Below are 16,795 nucleotides of genomic sequence, written 5' to 3'. Positions count from 1 at the left end.
GCTCGAGCGAGTACTGCATCGCGTGGGCCACCGCCGGCAGGCCGGCCGCGTAGGTCTTCGGCGGACCGGCCGTCAGGTCGTCCTGCGGATCCTCGGCGCCCGCATGCTTACCACTCACTGCTTGTCTCCTCCACGAAGAGGTGGGGTTGGGTGCCGGAAGGGGCTCCGGCACCCAACCCCGGGGACCGATGGGTGTCCTTCACCCGGGCAGGGCTTGACCCATCGGTGGTCCAGGAGGCAGCACCCGGTTCGCGTCGCCGACGGTCACCACCGAGCCGGTGACGAGCAGGAGGGCGTCCGGGGCTCGACCGGGTAGCGGCGCCGCGAGCGCGCGAGCCTTCTCGATCGCAGTCGCCACGTTGAACGCGACATGGATGCGCTGCGCGCCGAAGACCTGCCGGGCGGTGGCCGCAAGCTTCGCCGGCGCGATGCTGCGCGGGCTGGAGTTCCGGGTGCACACGACCACATCGACGACGGGTTCGAGCTCGCGCAGCACACCCTCGACGTCCTTGTCCGCCATCGCCGCGACGACGGCGAACGTCCGGCACGGCGCGAGCTCGGTGAGCGACTCGACCAGGGCGCGCGCTCCGTGCGGATTGTGCGCGGCGTCCAGGATCACCAACGGCTCACCCGGCCGGACGTCGAAACGGCCCGGCGAGGCCACTTGGCCGAGACCGGCGCGCACCGCGGCAAGGTCCAACTGCCGCCCCGCAGCGGCCTCTGCCGCCGCGATCGCGCAGGCCGCGTTGTCCGCCTGGTGGCGACCGTGCAGCGCCAGGAAGACGTTGCTGTACGTCCCGTGCAGTCCTTGCACCGAGATGACCTGGCCACCCTCAACGGCGGTCCGCCGGAGCAGCGAGAAGTCGTTGCCCTGGACAACGAGGCTGGCGCCGACGGAACGCGCCCGGGCCTGCAGCACCGCGGCGACGTCCGCACTCTGGCGGGCGCTGACGGCCACCGACCCGGGCTTGATGATGCCCGCCTTCTCCTGAGCGATCGTGGCGGTCGTCGGGCCGAGGTAGTCGGTGTGGTCGAGGTCCACCGGGAGCACCACGGCGACATCGGCGTCGATGACGTTGGTCGCATCCCATCGCCCACCCATGCCCACCTCGACCACGGCGACGTCGACCGCGGCATCGGCGAACGCACGGTATGCCATGGCAACCGTCATCTCGAAGAACGACAGCGGGTGCCGCATGGTCGCGTCGACGAGTTCCGCCTGCTTGCCGACCGCACTGTAGGCGGACCGGAACGCCCGCACATCGATGACTTCCTCGGCGATGCCGATGCGCTCCCGGACGCTCGTCAGGTGCGGGCTGGTGAGCCGGCCGGTCCGTTCACCCGACGCGGCCAGCAGTGCCTCGACCATCCGGGCCGTGCTGGTCTTGCCGTTGGTCCCGGTGATGTGGATGCCGCGGTACCTGCGCTGCGGATCGCCCAGCAGGCGCATCACGTTGACGATCCGGTCGAGCGACGGCTCGAGCTTCGTCTCCGGCCACCGAGTCAGCAGCCGCTCCTCGATCGCCCGGATCGACAGGTTGTCGGTCATGAGAGCCCCCATCCCGGGACACCAGCGGCTCGGGCGCCGCTTCGGTCAGCGCGACCGTGCAGGCGAGCCAGTTGAGCCACCCGCCAGGCTTCGGTCTCGGCCACCTGGTTGAACGTGAAGAGATGCAAGCCGGCAACGTGCAGGTCCGCACGCCCGAGCGTCGCGGCCGCCCGGTCGAGGAAACGGATCGGGTCGTAGCCACCGGGTACGGCGACGCGGGCGAAGACCCCGCCGTGCTTCGCGAGGAACCGGGCCGACTCGCCGACTCCGATCTTCGTCGCGATCCGCACGAGCTTCGCGCGCTCGACCGGACCGGGCAGCCCGACGAGAATCGGCAACCGCACGTCGCGAGCGCGAACCCGCCGTACCCAGGAGGCCAGCGTGTCCGGGTCGAATGTCAGGTTGCTGACGACCTGCGTCGCGTACTGCCGCTTGTCCCACATGGCCTGGATCGTCAGGTCGTCGTGAATGCCCGGATGCGACTCCGGATACCCGGTGATGCCGACCTCGGTGAACGGATGTGCCGCGGCCGCCAGATCACGCAGCAGCGGCAACGCACTGTCGTAGGCCCCGGTCGCCGGTTCCGCGTCACCGGCCGGGACGAACACCTTCGTGACTCCCGCGGACCGCAGCCTGGCGGTGATCTCCGCGAGCTCACCGGGTCCGGCGATCATCCGTGCCGCGAGGTGCGGTACGACGTCGTACCCGCGGCCCGCCAGCCGCTCGGCCACGTCGAGCGTGGCATCGAGGCCCTTCGACGGTGACGCGGTCACTGTGACCGTGGCTCCCCCGGGCAGGCCGGCAGCCACGGCGTCCACGACACCTGCGGTCGGGAGAACCTCGTAGCGCACCCGGTTCAGCAGTCCCTCGAGTACGTCGGCACGCGCACGCCGGCGCATCATCGGCCCCCGAACCCGGCTGCACTGATGCGGGACGCGACCCGCACAGCCGCGGCTGCGGGCGCAACAGTGTGCACCCGCACGCCCCAGGCTCCGCCCGCTGCCGCGAGCGCCGCGACGGCACTCGATGCGTCGTCGCGATCCAGCGGGTTGTCCGGGGCGAGTCCGCCGTAGTCGACACAGTCGGCCAGGAATCGCTTGCGGGAGGCACCGATCAGGAGCGGAAAGCCGAGATCGCGGAGGGCCGGCAGGCCGGCCAGCAGGGACCAGTTGTGCTCGGCGTTCTTGGCGAAGCCGAGTCCTGGATCGAGCACTATGCGGTCGGCCCCGACTCCCGCCGCGAGGGCTGCGTCGACCCGCTTCGACAGCTCCAGGCACACCTCTTCGACGACGGCGTGGTAGCCGGCGAAAGCATCCATCACCTCGGAGTGAGCGCGCCAGTGCATCAGGACACAGCGAGTCTGTGCAGCGGCGATCAGCGGCAACATCGCAGGATCCGCAAGCCCGCCCGAGACGTCGTTGACCATGACCGCGCCGGCCGCGAGCGCCTGCTCGGCGACGCTCGCGCGCATCGTGTCCACCGACACCCTGACGCCGGCGGCACTCAGCGCGTGGATCACGGGAATCACCCGGCGCGACTCCTCGGCCTCGTCGACGCGTACGGCGCCGGGCCGGGTCGACTCACCTCCGACGTCGACGATGTCCGCGCCCTGCCGGACGAGCTCGATGCCCCGGGCAACTGCCGCGGCGGCCGCGGCGAACCGTCCGCCGTCGGAGAACGAGTCCGGCGTGACGTTGAGGACGCCGAGCACCTGGCACCGCCGAAGACTCGTGCCGGTCGGTCGTGCCGCCGGCTCGACGACCCGGAGCGCGCTCATCGAAGCACCTCCGCGACCGGCCGGCTCCCACCGTCGGCGAATGCCTCGAACCGGCTCCGCTCGGCGATCTCGACGATGTTCGTCAGCAGCATCGCCCGGGTCATCGGCCCGACCCCGCCGGTCGCCGGGCTGATCTTGCCGGCCACCGCGCCGACCTCGGGATGGACGTCGCCGAGGATGCCCTCGATCGTCCGGGTGACGCCGACCGACAGGACGGTCGCGCCCGGGCTGATCCAGCTCGGCTTGACCAGGTGGGCGACGCCGGCGGCGGCAACCACCACGTCCGATGCGCGGGTGTGTGCCGCGATGTCGACCGTCGCCTCGTGGCACAGCGTCACCGTGGCGTGCTCGGTCGGTCGCGTCAGCATGAGTCCGAGCGGTCTGCCCACGGTCAGGCCGCAGCCGATCACGCAGAACCGCTGGCCGGTGATCTCCACGTCGTGCCGGCGGAGCAGCTCGATGATGCCCCGCGGAGTGCACGGCAGCGGGCCGGGAATGCCGAGCACCAGCTTGCCGAGATTGGTGGGGTGCAGCCCGTCGGCGTCCTTGCCGGGATCGATCAGCTGGAGGATCCGATGCGTGTCGACATGCGGCGGCAACGGGAGCTGGACGATGAAGCCGGTACACGCCGGGTCGTCGTTGAGGCGCCGTACGGCGGTCTCGATCTCGTCCTGAGGCGCCGACGCGGGCAGTTCCACCCGGATCGACTCGATCCCGGCGTCGGCGCAGTCCCGGTGCTTGCCGGCGACGTACGAACGGCTCGCCGGGTCGTCACCCACCAGGATGGTGCCGAGCCCCGGGCGGATCCCCTGTGCGTGCAGGGCGGCGACGCGGACGGCGAGCTGTGCTTTCAGGTCGCCGGCGACCTTGCGTCCGTCAATCCTCTTCGCGATGGCCACCGGCCCGCCTTTCCGAGACTCGTGGGACAGCACGTCAGACCGGAACCGCGGTGTTGAGCTGCCGCCGCCACCGGCCGAACTGGCGGGTCTGGTTCATGCCCAGGACACCGACCGGAACCTCGCCGCGGCGGTAGACGGCCAGGACGTCATGACCCGCCGGAGTTCCGGCCTCGATCGTCACCGAGTCGGCCTCCGCGGCGTGGCCGGCGAACTGGATCCGTACGTCGTACTGGTCGGACCAGAAGTACGGGACGCCGACCGGACGGTGCTCGCTCCACTCGTCTCCGCCGAGCAGAGCCGCAACGGCGACGGCCGGTCGTTCCATGGCTCCGGTCCAGTGCTCGACGCGGTGAGGGCGACCGAGCCGCAGGTCCTGCCACGACGCGCAGTCGCCGACTGCCACGACGCCGGGGATGCTGGTGCGGCCCTGGTGGTCGCACTCGACCCCGTTGCCGATGGCAACGCCAGAGCCGGTGAGCCACTCGACGTTCGGCACCGCCCCGATGCCGACCACGACCACGTCGGCGGGCAATACCGTCCCGTCCGCCAGTTCGACACCTTCGACCCGCTGGCGGCCGGTCAGTCCGCGGACGCCAACACCGCACCGGAGCGCGACGCCGTGCGCCTCGTGCAACCCGCTCACCACAGCACCGACCTCGGCGCCGAGTGGTCCGGCCAGCGGCGAGGGCATGGCCTCGACCACAGTCACGTCGAGTCCGAGGGCCTTCGCCGTCGCGGCGACCTCGCCGCCGATGAAGCCGGCGCCGATCACCACGAGCCGCGCGCCCGGGAGCAACTCCGACCGAAGCGCGACGGCGTCGTCGATCGTCCGCAGCACATGGACGCCGGCCGGCTTCGCCGTACCCGGCAGGGTCCGTGGCCGGGCGCCGGTGGCGATGACCACTCCGTCGGCGGCGATCCGGGAGCCGTCGGCCAGAAGCACCTCTCGGGTGTTCGTGCACAGCGACACCGCGGGCGTCCCGAGCAACCAGCGCACCTGCAGATCGTCGCCGGCCGACTCGAGGTTCAGCACCTCCGCGTCGATCCGGCCGGCCAGGAACTCCTTCGACAGCGGCGGCCGGTCGTAGGGCCTGCGCAGTTCGTCGCCGATCACGACGACCTCGCCGTCGAATCCCTGCGTCCGCAGCGCTTGCGCCGCGTAGAGACCCGCGAGCGAGGCGCCGACGACCGCGATCGTCCTCACGACTTCGCCCCGAACGTCACGCCCGGTGGGAGGTTGGGCTCGGCGTCGGACAGCTCCACACAGATGTGCTCGTCCTCGACGCGCACCGCGTGGGTCCGGATCGGCAGCTTGGCCGGCGGCGCGTCGACCGCCCCGGTGCGCAGGTCGAACTTCGACGCGTGCAACGGGCACTCGATCTCGCAGCCCTCCAGCCAGCCGTCGGCGAGCGAGGCGTCCTGGTGGGTGCAGGTGTCGTCGACGGCGAAGAGCTCGCCCTCCTCGGTGTGGAACACCGCGATGGGCGGCTCGGCATCGACGCGCAGCGCCTCTCCGGGCGGTAGTGCGGAGAGCGGACAGACTCGGATCATGTTCTCCACCTCGGTGCGAATAGCACAACTGGTCGCGCAATGCGCAACAGTCTGAGAACCCGGGCCAGCCGCTGTCAAGAGCCGGGGCGAGGTCGGTCACAATTCACCGGTGGCGTCCTGGGGTTAACACTTCTTAACGGGTAGGGTTGCGCTATGAGCAACGGGGAGCAGAATGCGACCGGACGAGCCAGCCGCAGCGGCGACAGCCAGGGCGGCGTGCAGTCCGTCGACCGGGCCATCACAGTGCTCGAGATCCTCGCGCGCGAGGGTCACGCGGGTGTGAGCGAGGTCGCCGCGGAGATCGGCGTCCACAAGTCGACGGCCTTCCGGCTGCTCGCCGCCCTCGAGGAGCGCGACCTGGTCGAGCAGAACACCGACCGGGGCAAGTACCAGCTCGCCTTCGGCATCCTCCGGCTGGCGAGCGCGATCCCGACCCGGATCGACATGGTGCGCCAGGCCCAGCCGATCATGGACGCCTTGGCCCTGCAGTTCGACGAGACGATCAACCTCGCGGTGGTCCGCGAGCACTACGCGGTGAACGTGCAGCAGTCCCGCAGTACGGCGGCCGTCGCAAGCCAGAACTGGGTCGGCCAGCTGACCCCGCTGCACGCGACGTCCAGCGGGAAGATCCTGCTGGCCTACATGCCGGACGAGCAGCGCGACACGATCCTGGACCAGGCCGGCCTGCCGAAGCTCACCGAGCACACGGTGACCTCACGCAAGGCCCTGCTCGACCAGCTGGCCGAGGTCCGCGAGACCGGCCTCGCCACCGCCTTCGAGGAGCTCGAGGTAGGCCTGAACGCCGCGGCCACGGCGATCCGCGACCACACCGGAGAGGTGGTCGGGGCGCTGAGCGCCTCCGGCCCGGCCTTCCGCTACGACAGGGCGCGGATCAAGAGCACCGAGGAAGACCTCAAGCTGGCCGGCAGCCGGATCAGCCACCGCATGGGCTGGCTGGGCTAGCCCCTCCGGCACGACCCACCTTCAGCCACGAACGGCGCGCGTCGGCCCGCTCGCGTTTTGGCCTGCCCCGCTGGCTACCCTCTGTTTCATTTACCGCAAGGTGTTGCGGATCACACAACACAGTCCTACAGTCGAGAGCGCCCGGGCACGTGGAACCCACTGAAGGGACTCTTCGCAATGTCAACCAACCCCGAGAATCCGTCCACGTCGGATCGCCCTGATCGGTTCGTCCGCCTGCCGGTCGACAGGCTCGTCCTGGCTGTGTCGGCCACCTTCGCGCTCGCGTTCATCCTGTGGGGCATCTTCGACAACAAAGGGCTGGCCGGCGTCTCCGGCGATGCCCTGGCCTGGGTGATCAAGAGCTTCGGGTGGCTGTTCGTCCTGGCGAGCACAGGCTTCGTCGTCCTGGCCGTCGTCCTGGCCTGTAGCCGCTGGGGCCGGATCCGGCTCGGCCGCGACGACGAGCGGCCCGAGTTCAGGACGGTCAGCTGGGTCACCATGATGTTCAGCGCCGGCATGGGCATCGGGCTGATGTTCTACGGCGTCGCCGAGCCGCTGTCGCACCTGAGCACGCCGCCGATGGGCCTGGCCGAGCCCAACAGCCAGGAGAGCGCGCAGCTCGCCATCCAGTACTCGTTCTTCCACTGGGCGTTCCATCCCTGGGCGATGTACGCCGTCATCGGGCTGGCCCTCGCGTACTTCTCCTTCCGGCACGGCCGCGCGAACCTGATCAGCTCGACGTTCTTCCCGCTGCTCGGCAAGCGCTCCGAAGGCGGCGCCGGCCGGGCCATCGACAGCTTCGCGATCCTGGCCACCCTGTTCGGCTCGGCGACCTCCCTCGGCCTCGGCGCCCTGCAGATCAACTCCGGCCTGAACCAGCTGTACGACGTCCCCAAGTCGACGCCGGTCGCCATCGGCATCATCGCGCTGCTCACGCTGGCGTTCATCGTCTCGGCCGTCAGCGGGGTGCATCGCGGCGTCCAGTACCTCTCGAACATCAACATGGCGCTCGCCGTCGCGCTGCTGTTCTTCCTGTTCGTGGTGGGGCCGACCGTCTTCATCCTCAGCACGTTCACCGAGTCCACGGGCGACTACCTCTACCAGATCGTCCCGATGAGCTTCCGGGCCGGCGCGTTCGGCGGCCAGGACTGGCTCGGCGGCTGGACGATCTTCTACTGGGCCTGGTGGATGTCGTGGACGCCGTTCGTCGGCGCGTTCATCGCGCGCATCTCGCGCGGCCGCACCATCCGCGAGTTCGTCTTCGGCGTCGTGCTGGCGCCGAGCCTGGTCACCTTCGTCTGGTTCTCGGTCCTGGGTGGCATCTCGATCAACCTGCAACTCGGCGGCACCGACCTGGCCGGCGCCCTCGAACAGGGCCAGGAGACGGCGCTCTTCGAGCTCCTGCGCCAGTATCCGTGGTTCGCGCTGACCGCGCTGATCGTCGTGATCCTGGTGGCCTTCTTCTTCATCTCCGGCGCGGACGCCGCCTCGCTCGTGATGGCCACGCTGTCCTGCCGGGGCTGTCGTGAACCCCGCACGACGGTGACCATCTTCTGGGGAGTGATGACCGGTGCCGTGGCCGGGATCCTGCTGCTCGCCGGCGGACTCTCGGCGCTGCAGACACTCTGTATCCTCGCCGCCTTCCCCTTCATGTTCGTGATGATCGGCGCCGCCGTGGCTCTGGTGAAGGAGCTCCGCAACGAACCGGACCCGGCGCCGCGCCCGGGCCGCCGGAGGGTCGCGCCCACCCTCGAGGAGTACGACGACCAGGCGGTCACGCCGGCGCCGAACGGCACCGCGCCGACCACCCGGACACCAGTCGGCTAGCACCCTCGACAGCCGGCAGCAGGCCGGGAGACGGGTCCGGGAACGGGCCCGTCTCCCGGCCTGCTTGCATGCCTGGACCCGCCGCCGGCGCGGCCGAAAAACGGCTTCACACCCTCTTGACCAGGTCCGCCGCGGAAGGCAGTCTGTTGCGTATCGCTCATGCTGTTGTGTAATACGCAAAGGAGACCCTGATGGCGCCTCATCCCCCCGCCGGCCACGAGTACGTCCTCACGCTGACCTGCCCGGAGGCGCCCGGCATCGTTTTCGCGGTCAGCCGCTTCGTGATGGAGCACGGCGGCAACATCAGCGCCAGCCAGCAGTTCGACGACCGGCTGACCGACACCTTCTTCATGCGGGTCCAGTTCCGGCTGGACGGCGTCACCGTCGAGTCGCTGCGCCAGGGCTTCGCCGCGATCGCGAGCCAGTTCGCGATGGCGTGGCAGCTGCACGACATGCACACGCCGACCCGCGCGCTGCTGCTGGTCTCCCGCTTCGGCCACTGCCTGAACGACCTCGTCTTCCGCACCGGCACCGGCGCGCTCAACCTCGAGATCCCCGGCATCGTCTCCAACCACCGCGACTTCGAGGCCGTCGCCGACGCCAACGGGATCCCGTTCTTCCACGTGCCGGTCACCCCGGACACCAAGCCGGAGGCCGAGGCGCGGCTACTCGAGCTGGTGGACTCCCTCGACGTCGACCTCGTCGTCCTGGCCCGCTACATGCAGGTGCTGTCGAACGAGCTGTGCGGCAAGCTCGAGGGACGGGCGATCAACATCCACCACTCGTTCCTGCCGAGCTTCAAGGGCGCCAAGCCGTACCACCAGGCGCACACCCGCGGCGTGAAGCTGATCGGCGCCACCGCGCACTACGTGACCTCGGACCTCGACGAGGGGCCGATCATCGAGCAGGACGTCGCCCGCGTCGACCACTCCCTCGACCCCGCAGACATGACCGCCGCGGGCCGCGACGTCGAGGCCCAGGTCCTGGCGCGCGCGATCCGGTGGCACAGTGAGCACCGGGTCCTGCTGGACCGCAACCGCACCGTCGTCTTCCGCTGAACGCCATACCCCTGAGAACAAGGAGAACCATGCCCGTCACCGTCAAGGGAGTCATCGCCCGCAGCAAGGGAGCGCCGGTCGAGCTCGTCGACGTCGTCGTACCCGACCCCGGCCCCGGCGAGGCCGTGGTGAAGGTCCAGGCGTGCGGCGTCTGCCACACCGACCTGCACTACCGCGAAGGCGGGATCGGCGACGAGTTCCCGTACCTGCTCGGCCACGAGGCCGCCGGTCTGGTCGAGTCCGTCGGCGAAGGGGTGACCGAGGTCGCTCCGGGCGACTTCGTCATCCTGAACTGGCGGGCAGTGTGCGGCCAGTGCCGCGCCTGCCTGAAGGGGAAGCAGCAGTACTGCTTCAACACCCACAACGCCAAGCAGAGCATGACGCTGACCGACGGCACCCCGCTCTCGCCGGCCCTCGGCATCGGCGCCTTCCTCGAGAAGACGCTCGTCGCGGCGGGACAGTGCACCAAGGTCGACCCGAACGCGCCGGCCGCGGCTGCCGGTCTCCTCGGCTGTGGCGTCATGGCCGGTTTCGGAGCGGCGGTCAACACCGGCGGCGTCGGACGCGGCGACTCGATCGCCGTGATCGGCTGCGGCGGCGTCGGCAACGCCGCGATCGCGGGCGCGGCGCTGGCCGGCGCCTCCACCGTCATCGCGGTCGACGTCGACGACCGCAAGCTCGACTGGGCCAAGCAGTTCGGGGCGACCCACACCGTCAACTCCCGCGAGGAGGACGCCGTCGAGGCGATCCGCAAGCTGACCGGTGGCTTCGGTGCCGATGTCGTCGTCGAGGCGGTCGGACGTCCCGAGACCTACGAGCAGGCGTTCTACGCCCGCGACCTGGCCGGCACGGTCGTCCTGGTCGGCGTCCCGTCGCCGGACAGCGAGATCACCCTGCCGCTGCTCGAGGTCTTCGGGCGCGGCGGCGCGCTGAAGTCCTCCTGGTACGGCGACTGCCTGCCGTCCCGCGACTTCCCGATGCTGGTCGACCTGGCGCAGCAGGGCCGGTTCCCGCTGGCCGAGTTCATCACCGAGACGATCGCGCTCGACGAGGTCGAGGACGCCTTCGCGAAGATGCACAAGGGCGAGGTCCTGCGCTCGGTGGTCGAGCTGTGAGCGCGGCCGGCATCACCCGCGTGGTGACCGCGGGCACCTTCAGCCTCGACGGTGGCACCTGGGACGTCGAGAACAACGTCTGGGTGATCGGCGACGACAGCGAGTGCGTCGTCATCGACGCCGCCCACTCGGCCGAGCCGATCGTCGCCGCGGTCGCGGGACGGACTGTGCGCGCCGTGCTGCTGACGCACGCGCACAACGACCACGTCAACGCAGCCAAGGACCTGTGTACGGCGACCGGCGCTCGCTCGCACCTGCACCCGGCGGACCGGGTGCTCTGGGACCAGGTGCACGAGTCCGCCCCCGACGAAGAACTTGCTGATGGCAACGAGTTCGAGGTGGCCGGGATCACCCTCCGGACGGTGCACACTCCCGGGCACGCGCCGGGCGCCTGCTGCTTCTACAGCAAGGAGCTCGGTGCCGTCTTCACCGGCGACACCCTCTTCCAGGGCGGACCCGGCGCGACCGGGCGTTCGTACAGCGACTTCCCGACGATCATCGACTCGATCCGGGACAAGCTGCTCAGCCTCCCGGCCGAGACGGTCGTCCACACGGGTCATGGTGGCGACACCTCCATCGGCGCGGAGAGCCGCGACCTGGAAGCGTGGATCGCCCGCGGTCACTGAGGCGGACGAACGCGGTCCAGTCCCGTCAGCGGGGCTGGACCGCGTTGTCGTGCTGGATCCTCAGCACTCGATCACGTTGACGGCGAGGCCGCCGCGGGCTGTCTCCTTGTACTTGACCTTCATGTCGCGGCCGGTGTCCCGCATCGTCTTGATCGCCTTGTCCAGGCTCACCTTGTGGCTCCCGTCGCCGTTGACGCCCAGGCGCGCCGCGTTGATCGCCTTCATCGAGGCGATCGCGTTCCGCTCGATGCACGGGATCTGCACCAGGCCGCCGACGGGGTCACAGGTCAGGCCCAGGTTGTGCTCGATGCCGACCTCCGCGGCGTTCTCCACCTGCGCCGGTGTGCCGCCGAGGACCTCGGCGAGCCCGCCGGCCGCCATCGAGCAGGCCGAGCCGACCTCACCCTGGCAGCCGACCTCCGCGCCGGAGATCGAGGCGTTCGTCTTGAACAGGATGCCGACCGCCGCCGCGGTCAGCAGGAACCGGACGACGCCGTCCTCGTCGGCTCCCGGAACGAAGTGGACGTAGTAGTGCAGGACGGCCGGGATGATCCCGGCGGCGCCGTTGGTGGGCGCCGTCACGATGCGCCCGCCGGACGCGTTCTCCTCGTTGACGGCGAGCGCGTAGAGGTTCACCCAGTCGACGACGTGCAGCGGGTCGTCGTACCCCTTGCGTGAGAGCTCCCGGAACAGGCCGGGTGCGCGCCGGGGCACCCGGAGGCCGCCGGGCAGCACGCCCTCCCGGTGGAAGCCGCGTTCGACGCACTCGGCCATGACCGACCACAGGTGCAGCATCCCGGCCCGGATCTCGTCCTCGGTGCGCCAGGCCTGCTCGTTGGCCAGCATGACGTCACTGATCGACAGCTGCTCACGCTCGCAGATCGCCAGCAGCTCGCCGCCGGTGGAGAACGGGAACTTGACCTGGGTGTCGTCGAGTACGAAGCGGTCCGCGCCGGTGGCCGCCTCGTCGACGACGAAGCCGCCGCCGACGGAGTAGTACGTCCGGAACTCGAGCTGTCCGCCGTCCGCGTCGAAGGCGGCGAACGTCATGCCGTTCGGGTGGGCCGGCAGGCTCTTGCGCCGGTGCATGACCAGGTCGGTGTCCACGTCGAACCCGACCGGGGTGGTGCCGTTCAGCAGCAGGCTGCCGGCCGCCCGGATCTCGTCGATCCGGGCGTCGGCCCGCTCGGTGTCCGTGGTCGCCGGGTCCTCGCCCTCGAGCCCGAGAACGACGGCCTTCGGCGAACCGTGACCGTGCCCGGTCGCTCCGAGCGATCCGAACAGCTCGGCCCGGACCCGGCGGACGTCGGCCAGCCGGCCAGAACCGGCCAGCCCGTCCACGAACCGTTTCGCCGCCCGCATCGGCCCGACCGTGTGCGACGAGGACGGGCCGATGCCGACGGAGTAGAGATCGAACGCCGAGAGCGCCATCAGGCAGCGAACTCCTGCATGGCGTCGAGCAGCCACATGCTGACGTACGACGTGAACGAAGTCCTCGGCAGGACCCGGAACGTCGTACGGTCGACCTTCCAGAGCAGGACGGGGACGCGCGCGAGGGTCGTCAGGACCGCGGTGTCGTCGGCCAGCACGCGCGGGTGCAGATCGACCGGGCAGCCCTTCTCGAGGACTTCCCGCGCCTGGGGGCCGGAGAGCTCGAGGATCGTGCGGTTCGCCGGGACGTCGACGATGGCCGCGTGCCCGCCGCCCGCGGCGACGCGGAGGCGGGCGGCAACGTCGGCCACCGCCGGCTCCGACACGATCAGCCACTCGTCCGGCCCCAGCCACAGCACCACCTGGTCGCCGCGCCGGGAGACCTCGCCGCAGGTCCCCGGCAGCGCAGACTCCAGGACACACTCGATGCCTCGTGCCGCGGCCGAGTCCGGATCGACGCGCAGGCTTACCATGCTGAAGAACTGCAACTCCTGCAGCGTGCCCGATTCAGCCATCTCGCTTCGTCCCTTCGGGGTCGTAGAGCACGTGCGAGGTCACTTCCACCTCGACGAGCCGGTCGCCGACCGGCGCCACCAGCACCTCTCCGATGCGCTCCCGCCCGCCCTTCACCAAGGCGAGCGCGAACGGCCGTTCGAGGGCCGCACTGTGGTAGCTGGAGGTCACGTGGCCGAGCATCGGCACCGGATCCGAGCCACCGGCGACCTGCTCTCCGGCGGCGATCACCTGGCTTCCTTCGGGCAGCCGGGTGGTGCGGTCGACCGGCAGCAGGCCGACGAGGTGCTTGCGATCGGCGCGCAGGTTCTCGGCCCGCGTGTACGAGCGCCGGCCGACGAAGTCCTTGACCTTCGACACGACCCACTCCATCCCGGCGTCCTGCGGTGTGACCGTGCCGTCGGTGTCCTGGCCGACGATCGGGTAGCCCTTCTCCGCACGCAGGACGTGCATCGTCTCGGTGCCGTACGGCGTGATGCCGAAGTCCTGTCCGGCTGCGTAGACCTCTTCCCAAACCGACCGGCCGTGCCGGCCGGCCACGTTGATCTCGAAGGCCAGCTCGCCGGAGAACGAGATCCGGCAGATCCGCGCCGGAACCCCCGACGCGAGCACCGTCTCGCGGAACGTCATGAACCCGAACGCCTCGTTCGACACGTCCAGCTCGGGAGCCACCCGGGCGACGACGTCGCGGGACCGTGGACCGACGACGGCCACGGTCGACCATTGCTCGGTCACCGACGTGCAGTAGACCTGCAGGTCCGGCCACTCGGTCTGCAGCCACTCCTCGAGCCAGTCGAGGACGCCGGCGGCGCCACCGGTCGTGGTCGTCAGGAAGTACCGGTCGTCGGCGAGCCGCAGCGTCACGCCGTCGTCGAACATCATGCCGTCGGCCGTGCACATCACGCCGTACCGGGCCGAGCCGGTCGGCAGCTTCTTGAACGCGTTGGTGTAGATGCGGTTCAGGAACTCGCCGGCGTCGGAGCCCTGTACCTCGATCTTGCCGAGGGTGGAGGCGTCCATCATGCCGACGCCGGTGCGCGCGGCACGGCCCTCCCGCTCGACCGCGGCCTCGAGGTCCTCCCCCGGCTGCGGGTAGTACCACGGACGCATCCACTGGCCGACGACCTCGAACTCCGCCCCTGCCTCGACGTGCCAGTCGTGGATGGGCGTCGTCCGCCGCGCGTCGAACAGGTCGCCACGCTCCCGGCCGGCGAGTGCCGCGAACGACACCGGCGAGTACGGCGCCCGGTAGGTCGTCGTACCCACGGCGCCGATCCCTTCACCGCCGAGGGCGGCCGCGATCACGCCGATCGCGTTGATCCCTGAGGTCTTGCCCTGGTCCTGGCCGGTCCCGATCGAGGTGTAGCGCTTCACGTGCTCCACGCTGCGCATCCCCGCGCCGGTGGCCCGCCAGACGTCCGCGACCGTCTGGTCGCGCTGCAGATCCACGAAGTGCTCGTCCCACTCGCCGGGTTCGCCGCCGACGCCGGCGATCAGCCAGAGCTGCCGGGACTCGCCCGAGCCGGACCGGCGGGGCGACGCGCCGATGGCGAGCGGTTCGACCGCGAACCCCGCTGCCTTCGCGGCTTCGGCGCCCGCGATCGCGCCCTCACGCAGGCAGTCGGCGAGGGTCACGGTGCCGCGGGCGGAGCCTGCGACCCGCTGGTTCTTCACCACGCTGCCGGGCACGAAAGCGGCCAAGGCGTCATCCCAGCGCAGGGTTCCCTGCCGCTGGCTGTGCAGGTGGACCACCGGACTCCAGCCACCGGAGACGGCCAGCAGGTCGGCGTCCAGCGTCTCGGCGAACTCGACCTCGTCGCCTTCGCCCAGCGTCCCCACGTCCACCTTCGCGAGCAGACCGGTGGCCGGGTCGCCCTCGGCGCGTTCGACCGTGCTGCCCGGAACGACACGCACCCCGCTGTCGGCGACCTCAGCCGCGCGGGCGGACAGGCCGTCGCGAGCATCGAGTACGGCGGCAACCTCGACGCCGGCGGAGACGAGGTCCTCGACCGTGTCGTACGCGCTGTCGTTGGTCGTCGCGACAACGGCCTTGCGGCCGGGCGCAACGGCGTACCGGTTGAGGTAGGTCCGCACTGCGCCCGCCAGCAGCACACCCGGGGTGTCGTTGCCCGCGAAGACCAGCGGCCGCTCGTGGGCGCCGGTCGCCAGAACGACCTGGCCGGCGCGGATGTGCCACACCCGCTGCCGCGACACCCCAATGGGCTGCGGGTCCAGGCTGCCTGCCGCGCGATTCTCGACCGCGAGGACGTAATTGTCGTCGTACGACCCGAAAGCCGATGTCCTGGTGAGGACAGTGACCTCCGGCGCCGCCGCCAGCGTTGCGGTGGTGGCGGCCAGCCATTCGTCCGCAGGCCGGCCGTCGACGAGTTCGGTGCGAGCGGAGAGCAGCGAGCCGCCGAGCTCCGGCTGCTCGTCGAGCAGGATGACCCGTGCGCCGGAACGCGCCGCAGACAGCGCGGCCGCAAGCCCTGACGGGCCACCGCCGACGACCAGGACCTCGGCGTGCACGAACTTCTTGTCGTACGTCGCCATGTCCGGCTCGGGGTCGAGTACGCCCAGGCCCGACAGCGTCGTCGCGCTGAAACCGTCGACCAGCTCACGAACCGTCGCCGGCACCATGGGCTCGGAGTGCTCGCCACGCACCTGGAGCAACGCGTTCGGCTCCTCCGGTCCGGCCGCCAGGATGCCGCGCGGGCGCTTGCGGTAGATCGAGTCACCGACTCGCACCCGGCCGTTCGCAAGCAGCGCGGACGCGATGGTGTCGCCGGGATGCCCGGCGTACTCGACGTCGTCGACGGTGAACGTGAGCACCGTGCTCCGGTCGATCCGGCCACCCGTCGGAAGCCGGTGGGACTGGCTGCTCATCGGCTGCCTCCTGCGGTGAGGTCGGGACGCGGATCCGCAGCGGTGTACACGGCCAGGACCTCGTAGCTGCGGGTGTCGCGGACGACGTTGAACCACCTGCGGCAGCCGACGCTGTGCGACCACCGTTCGGCGAAGGGTCCCTTAGGGTTGGCCCGGAAGAACAGGTACTGCGCCCACTCCTCGTCGGTGAGGGCGCCGGGATCCTCGGGGTACGGGACGTGCGCCTGGCCGCCGTAGTGGAACTCGGTCTCGTCCCGCAGTCCGCACCACGGGCACTTCAGCTGCAGCATCAGAGGTGCTCCTTCTCGGGCTCTCGGATCAGTGGGCGACGCCGGCCGCGCCGTGCTCGTCGATCAGCGCGCCGGTCGTGAACCGCTCCAGGCCGAACGGCCGGTTCAGCTCGTGCGGCTCGCCGGTGGCCATCGTGTGTGCCATCGCCCAGCCGGCGGCCGGCGTGGCCTTGAAGCCGCCGGTGCCCCAGCCCGCGTTGACGTAGAGGTTGTCGACCGGGGTGGCCCCGATGATCGGCGAGGCGTCCGGGGCGACGTCCACGATGCCGCCCCAGGTCCGCAGCAGGTGGGCGCGGCCGAAGATCGGGAA

General features: G+C 70.5%; 16 protein-coding genes. 5 read left to right on the top strand and 11 right to left on the bottom strand.

Annotated features, from left to right (window positions below; all coding sequences use genetic code 11):
• Positions 1-199: 199 nt before the first annotated feature.
• The 6 genes from AB0H36_RS46230 to AB0H36_RS46205 are packed head-to-tail and all read right to left on the bottom strand — an operon-like array spanning position 200 to position 5,776.
• Positions 200-1,549 (bottom strand): Mur ligase family protein, encoded by a 1,350-nt coding sequence (locus tag AB0H36_RS46230; RefSeq protein WP_360538264.1) that lies wholly within the window; start codon positions 1,547-1,549, stop codon positions 200-202.
• Positions 1,546-2,448, bottom strand: coding sequence for a methylenetetrahydrofolate reductase (locus AB0H36_RS46225; RefSeq protein WP_360538262.1), 903 nt, complete (start codon positions 2,446-2,448; stop codon positions 1,546-1,548). The genes AB0H36_RS46230 and AB0H36_RS46225 overlap by 4 nt, the downstream gene beginning before the upstream one ends.
• Positions 2,448-3,326 carry a dihydropteroate synthase gene (folP, locus tag AB0H36_RS46220; RefSeq protein WP_360538260.1) on the bottom strand — a complete coding sequence of 293 codons (879 nt, stop codon included), beginning with the start codon at positions 3,324-3,326 and terminating at the stop codon, positions 2,448-2,450. The genes AB0H36_RS46225 and folP overlap by 1 nt, the downstream gene beginning before the upstream one ends.
• Positions 3,323-4,225, bottom strand: a complete 903-nt coding sequence (locus tag AB0H36_RS46215) for a bifunctional methylenetetrahydrofolate dehydrogenase/methenyltetrahydrofolate cyclohydrolase (RefSeq protein ID WP_360538258.1) — start codon at positions 4,223-4,225, stop codon at positions 3,323-3,325. Before AB0H36_RS46215 ends, folP begins: the two co-directional genes overlap by 4 nt.
• Positions 4,226-4,259: 34 nt before the next feature.
• Positions 4,260-5,429 carry an FAD-dependent oxidoreductase gene (locus AB0H36_RS46210; protein WP_360538256.1) on the bottom strand — a complete coding sequence of 390 codons (1,170 nt, stop codon included), beginning with the start codon at positions 5,427-5,429 and terminating at the stop codon, positions 4,260-4,262.
• Complete coding sequence (locus AB0H36_RS46205) at positions 5,426-5,776, bottom strand: bifunctional 3-phenylpropionate/cinnamic acid dioxygenase ferredoxin subunit (RefSeq protein ID WP_360538254.1); 351 nt, start codon at positions 5,774-5,776, stop codon at positions 5,426-5,428. Before AB0H36_RS46205 ends, AB0H36_RS46210 begins: the two co-directional genes overlap by 4 nt.
• Positions 5,777-5,929: 153 nt before the next feature.
• Between AB0H36_RS46205 and AB0H36_RS46200 the strand changes: the two genes are divergently transcribed.
• The 5 genes from AB0H36_RS46200 (at position 5,930) to AB0H36_RS46180 (ending at position 11,365) form a co-directional block, all read left to right on the top strand.
• Positions 5,930-6,739, top strand: coding sequence for an IclR family transcriptional regulator (locus AB0H36_RS46200; RefSeq protein ID WP_360538252.1), 810 nt, complete (start codon positions 5,930-5,932; stop codon positions 6,737-6,739).
• A 177-nt stretch (positions 6,740-6,916) separates the two neighbouring features.
• A complete protein-coding gene (locus tag AB0H36_RS46195; RefSeq protein ID WP_360538250.1) occupies positions 6,917-8,566 on the top strand; it encodes a BCCT family transporter in 1,650 nt (549 codons plus the stop codon).
• 191 nt (positions 8,567-8,757) lie between these two features.
• Positions 8,758-9,624 (top strand): formyltetrahydrofolate deformylase, encoded by an 867-nt coding sequence (gene purU / locus AB0H36_RS46190; RefSeq protein ID WP_360538248.1) that lies wholly within the window; start codon positions 8,758-8,760, stop codon positions 9,622-9,624.
• A 29-nt stretch (positions 9,625-9,653) separates the two neighbouring features.
• A complete protein-coding gene (locus tag AB0H36_RS46185) occupies positions 9,654-10,739 on the top strand; it encodes an S-(hydroxymethyl)mycothiol dehydrogenase (protein ID WP_360538246.1) in 1,086 nt (361 codons plus the stop codon).
• Complete coding sequence (locus AB0H36_RS46180) at positions 10,736-11,365, top strand: MBL fold metallo-hydrolase (protein ID WP_360538244.1); 630 nt, start codon at positions 10,736-10,738, stop codon at positions 11,363-11,365. The genes AB0H36_RS46185 and AB0H36_RS46180 overlap by 4 nt, the downstream gene beginning before the upstream one ends.
• Before the next feature lie 60 nt (positions 11,366-11,425).
• Here the strand turns inward: AB0H36_RS46180 and AB0H36_RS46175 are convergent, their stop codons facing one another.
• From AB0H36_RS46175 to AB0H36_RS46155, 5 genes are all read right to left on the bottom strand, one after another.
• Entirely contained in the window at positions 11,426-12,796 is a 1,371-nt protein-coding gene (locus AB0H36_RS46175; protein WP_360538242.1) for an L-serine ammonia-lyase, read from the bottom strand.
• Positions 12,796-13,311: a sarcosine oxidase subunit gamma family protein gene (locus tag AB0H36_RS46170; protein WP_360538240.1), complete on the bottom strand. Its 516-nt coding sequence runs from the start codon at positions 13,309-13,311 to the stop codon at positions 12,796-12,798. The genes AB0H36_RS46175 and AB0H36_RS46170 overlap by 1 nt, the downstream gene beginning before the upstream one ends.
• On the bottom strand, positions 13,304-16,195 hold the full coding sequence (locus AB0H36_RS46165) for a 2Fe-2S iron-sulfur cluster-binding protein (RefSeq protein WP_360538238.1): 2,892 nt from the start codon (positions 16,193-16,195) through the stop codon (positions 13,304-13,306). The genes AB0H36_RS46170 and AB0H36_RS46165 overlap by 8 nt, the downstream gene beginning before the upstream one ends.
• Positions 16,192-16,485, bottom strand: a complete 294-nt coding sequence (locus AB0H36_RS46160; RefSeq protein ID WP_360538236.1) for a sarcosine oxidase subunit delta — start codon at positions 16,483-16,485, stop codon at positions 16,192-16,194. Before AB0H36_RS46160 ends, AB0H36_RS46165 begins: the two co-directional genes overlap by 4 nt.
• 28 nt (positions 16,486-16,513) lie before the next feature.
• A partial coding sequence (locus tag AB0H36_RS46155; protein ID WP_360538234.1) for an FAD-dependent oxidoreductase occupies positions 16,514-16,795 on the bottom strand: 282 nt, incomplete at its 5' end.

Origin of the sequence: Kribbella sp. NPDC050820 (assembly GCF_040653975.1) — a bacterium.
Lineage (GTDB): Bacteria > Actinomycetota > Actinomycetes > Propionibacteriales > Kribbellaceae > Kribbella.
Note: the sequence above shows the minus strand (reverse complement) of the source record. Positions and strands in the feature narration are given on the sequence as shown.

Bases quoted from the DNA above. Each gene is read 5' to 3' on its own strand.
- AB0H36_RS46230 (WP_360538264.1), bottom strand. From the start codon at position 1,549: ATGACCGACAACCTGTCGATCCGGGCGATCGAGGAGCGGCTGCTGACT.
- AB0H36_RS46225 (WP_360538262.1), bottom strand. From the start codon at position 2,448: ATGCGCCGGCGTGCGCGTGCCGACGTACTCGAGGGACTGCTGAACCGG.
- folP (WP_360538260.1), bottom strand. From the start codon at position 3,326: ATGAGCGCGCTCCGGGTCGTCGAGCCGGCGGCACGACCGACCGGCACG.
- AB0H36_RS46205 (WP_360538254.1), bottom strand. From the start codon at position 5,776: ATGATCCGAGTCTGTCCGCTCTCCGCACTACCGCCCGGAGAGGCGCTG.
- AB0H36_RS46200 (WP_360538252.1), top strand. From the start codon at position 5,930: ATGAGCAACGGGGAGCAGAATGCGACCGGACGAGCCAGCCGCAGCGGC.
- AB0H36_RS46195 (WP_360538250.1), top strand. From the start codon at position 6,917: ATGTCAACCAACCCCGAGAATCCGTCCACGTCGGATCGCCCTGATCGG.
- purU (WP_360538248.1), top strand. From the start codon at position 8,758: ATGGCGCCTCATCCCCCCGCCGGCCACGAGTACGTCCTCACGCTGACC.
- AB0H36_RS46185 (WP_360538246.1), top strand. From the start codon at position 9,654: ATGCCCGTCACCGTCAAGGGAGTCATCGCCCGCAGCAAGGGAGCGCCG.
- AB0H36_RS46175 (WP_360538242.1), bottom strand. From the start codon at position 12,796: ATGGCGCTCTCGGCGTTCGATCTCTACTCCGTCGGCATCGGCCCGTCC.
- AB0H36_RS46170 (WP_360538240.1), bottom strand. From the start codon at position 13,311: ATGGCTGAATCGGGCACGCTGCAGGAGTTGCAGTTCTTCAGCATGGTA.
- AB0H36_RS46165 (WP_360538238.1), bottom strand. From the start codon at position 16,195: ATGAGCAGCCAGTCCCACCGGCTTCCGACGGGTGGCCGGATCGACCGG.
- AB0H36_RS46160 (WP_360538236.1), bottom strand. From the start codon at position 16,485: ATGCTGCAGCTGAAGTGCCCGTGGTGCGGACTGCGGGACGAGACCGAG.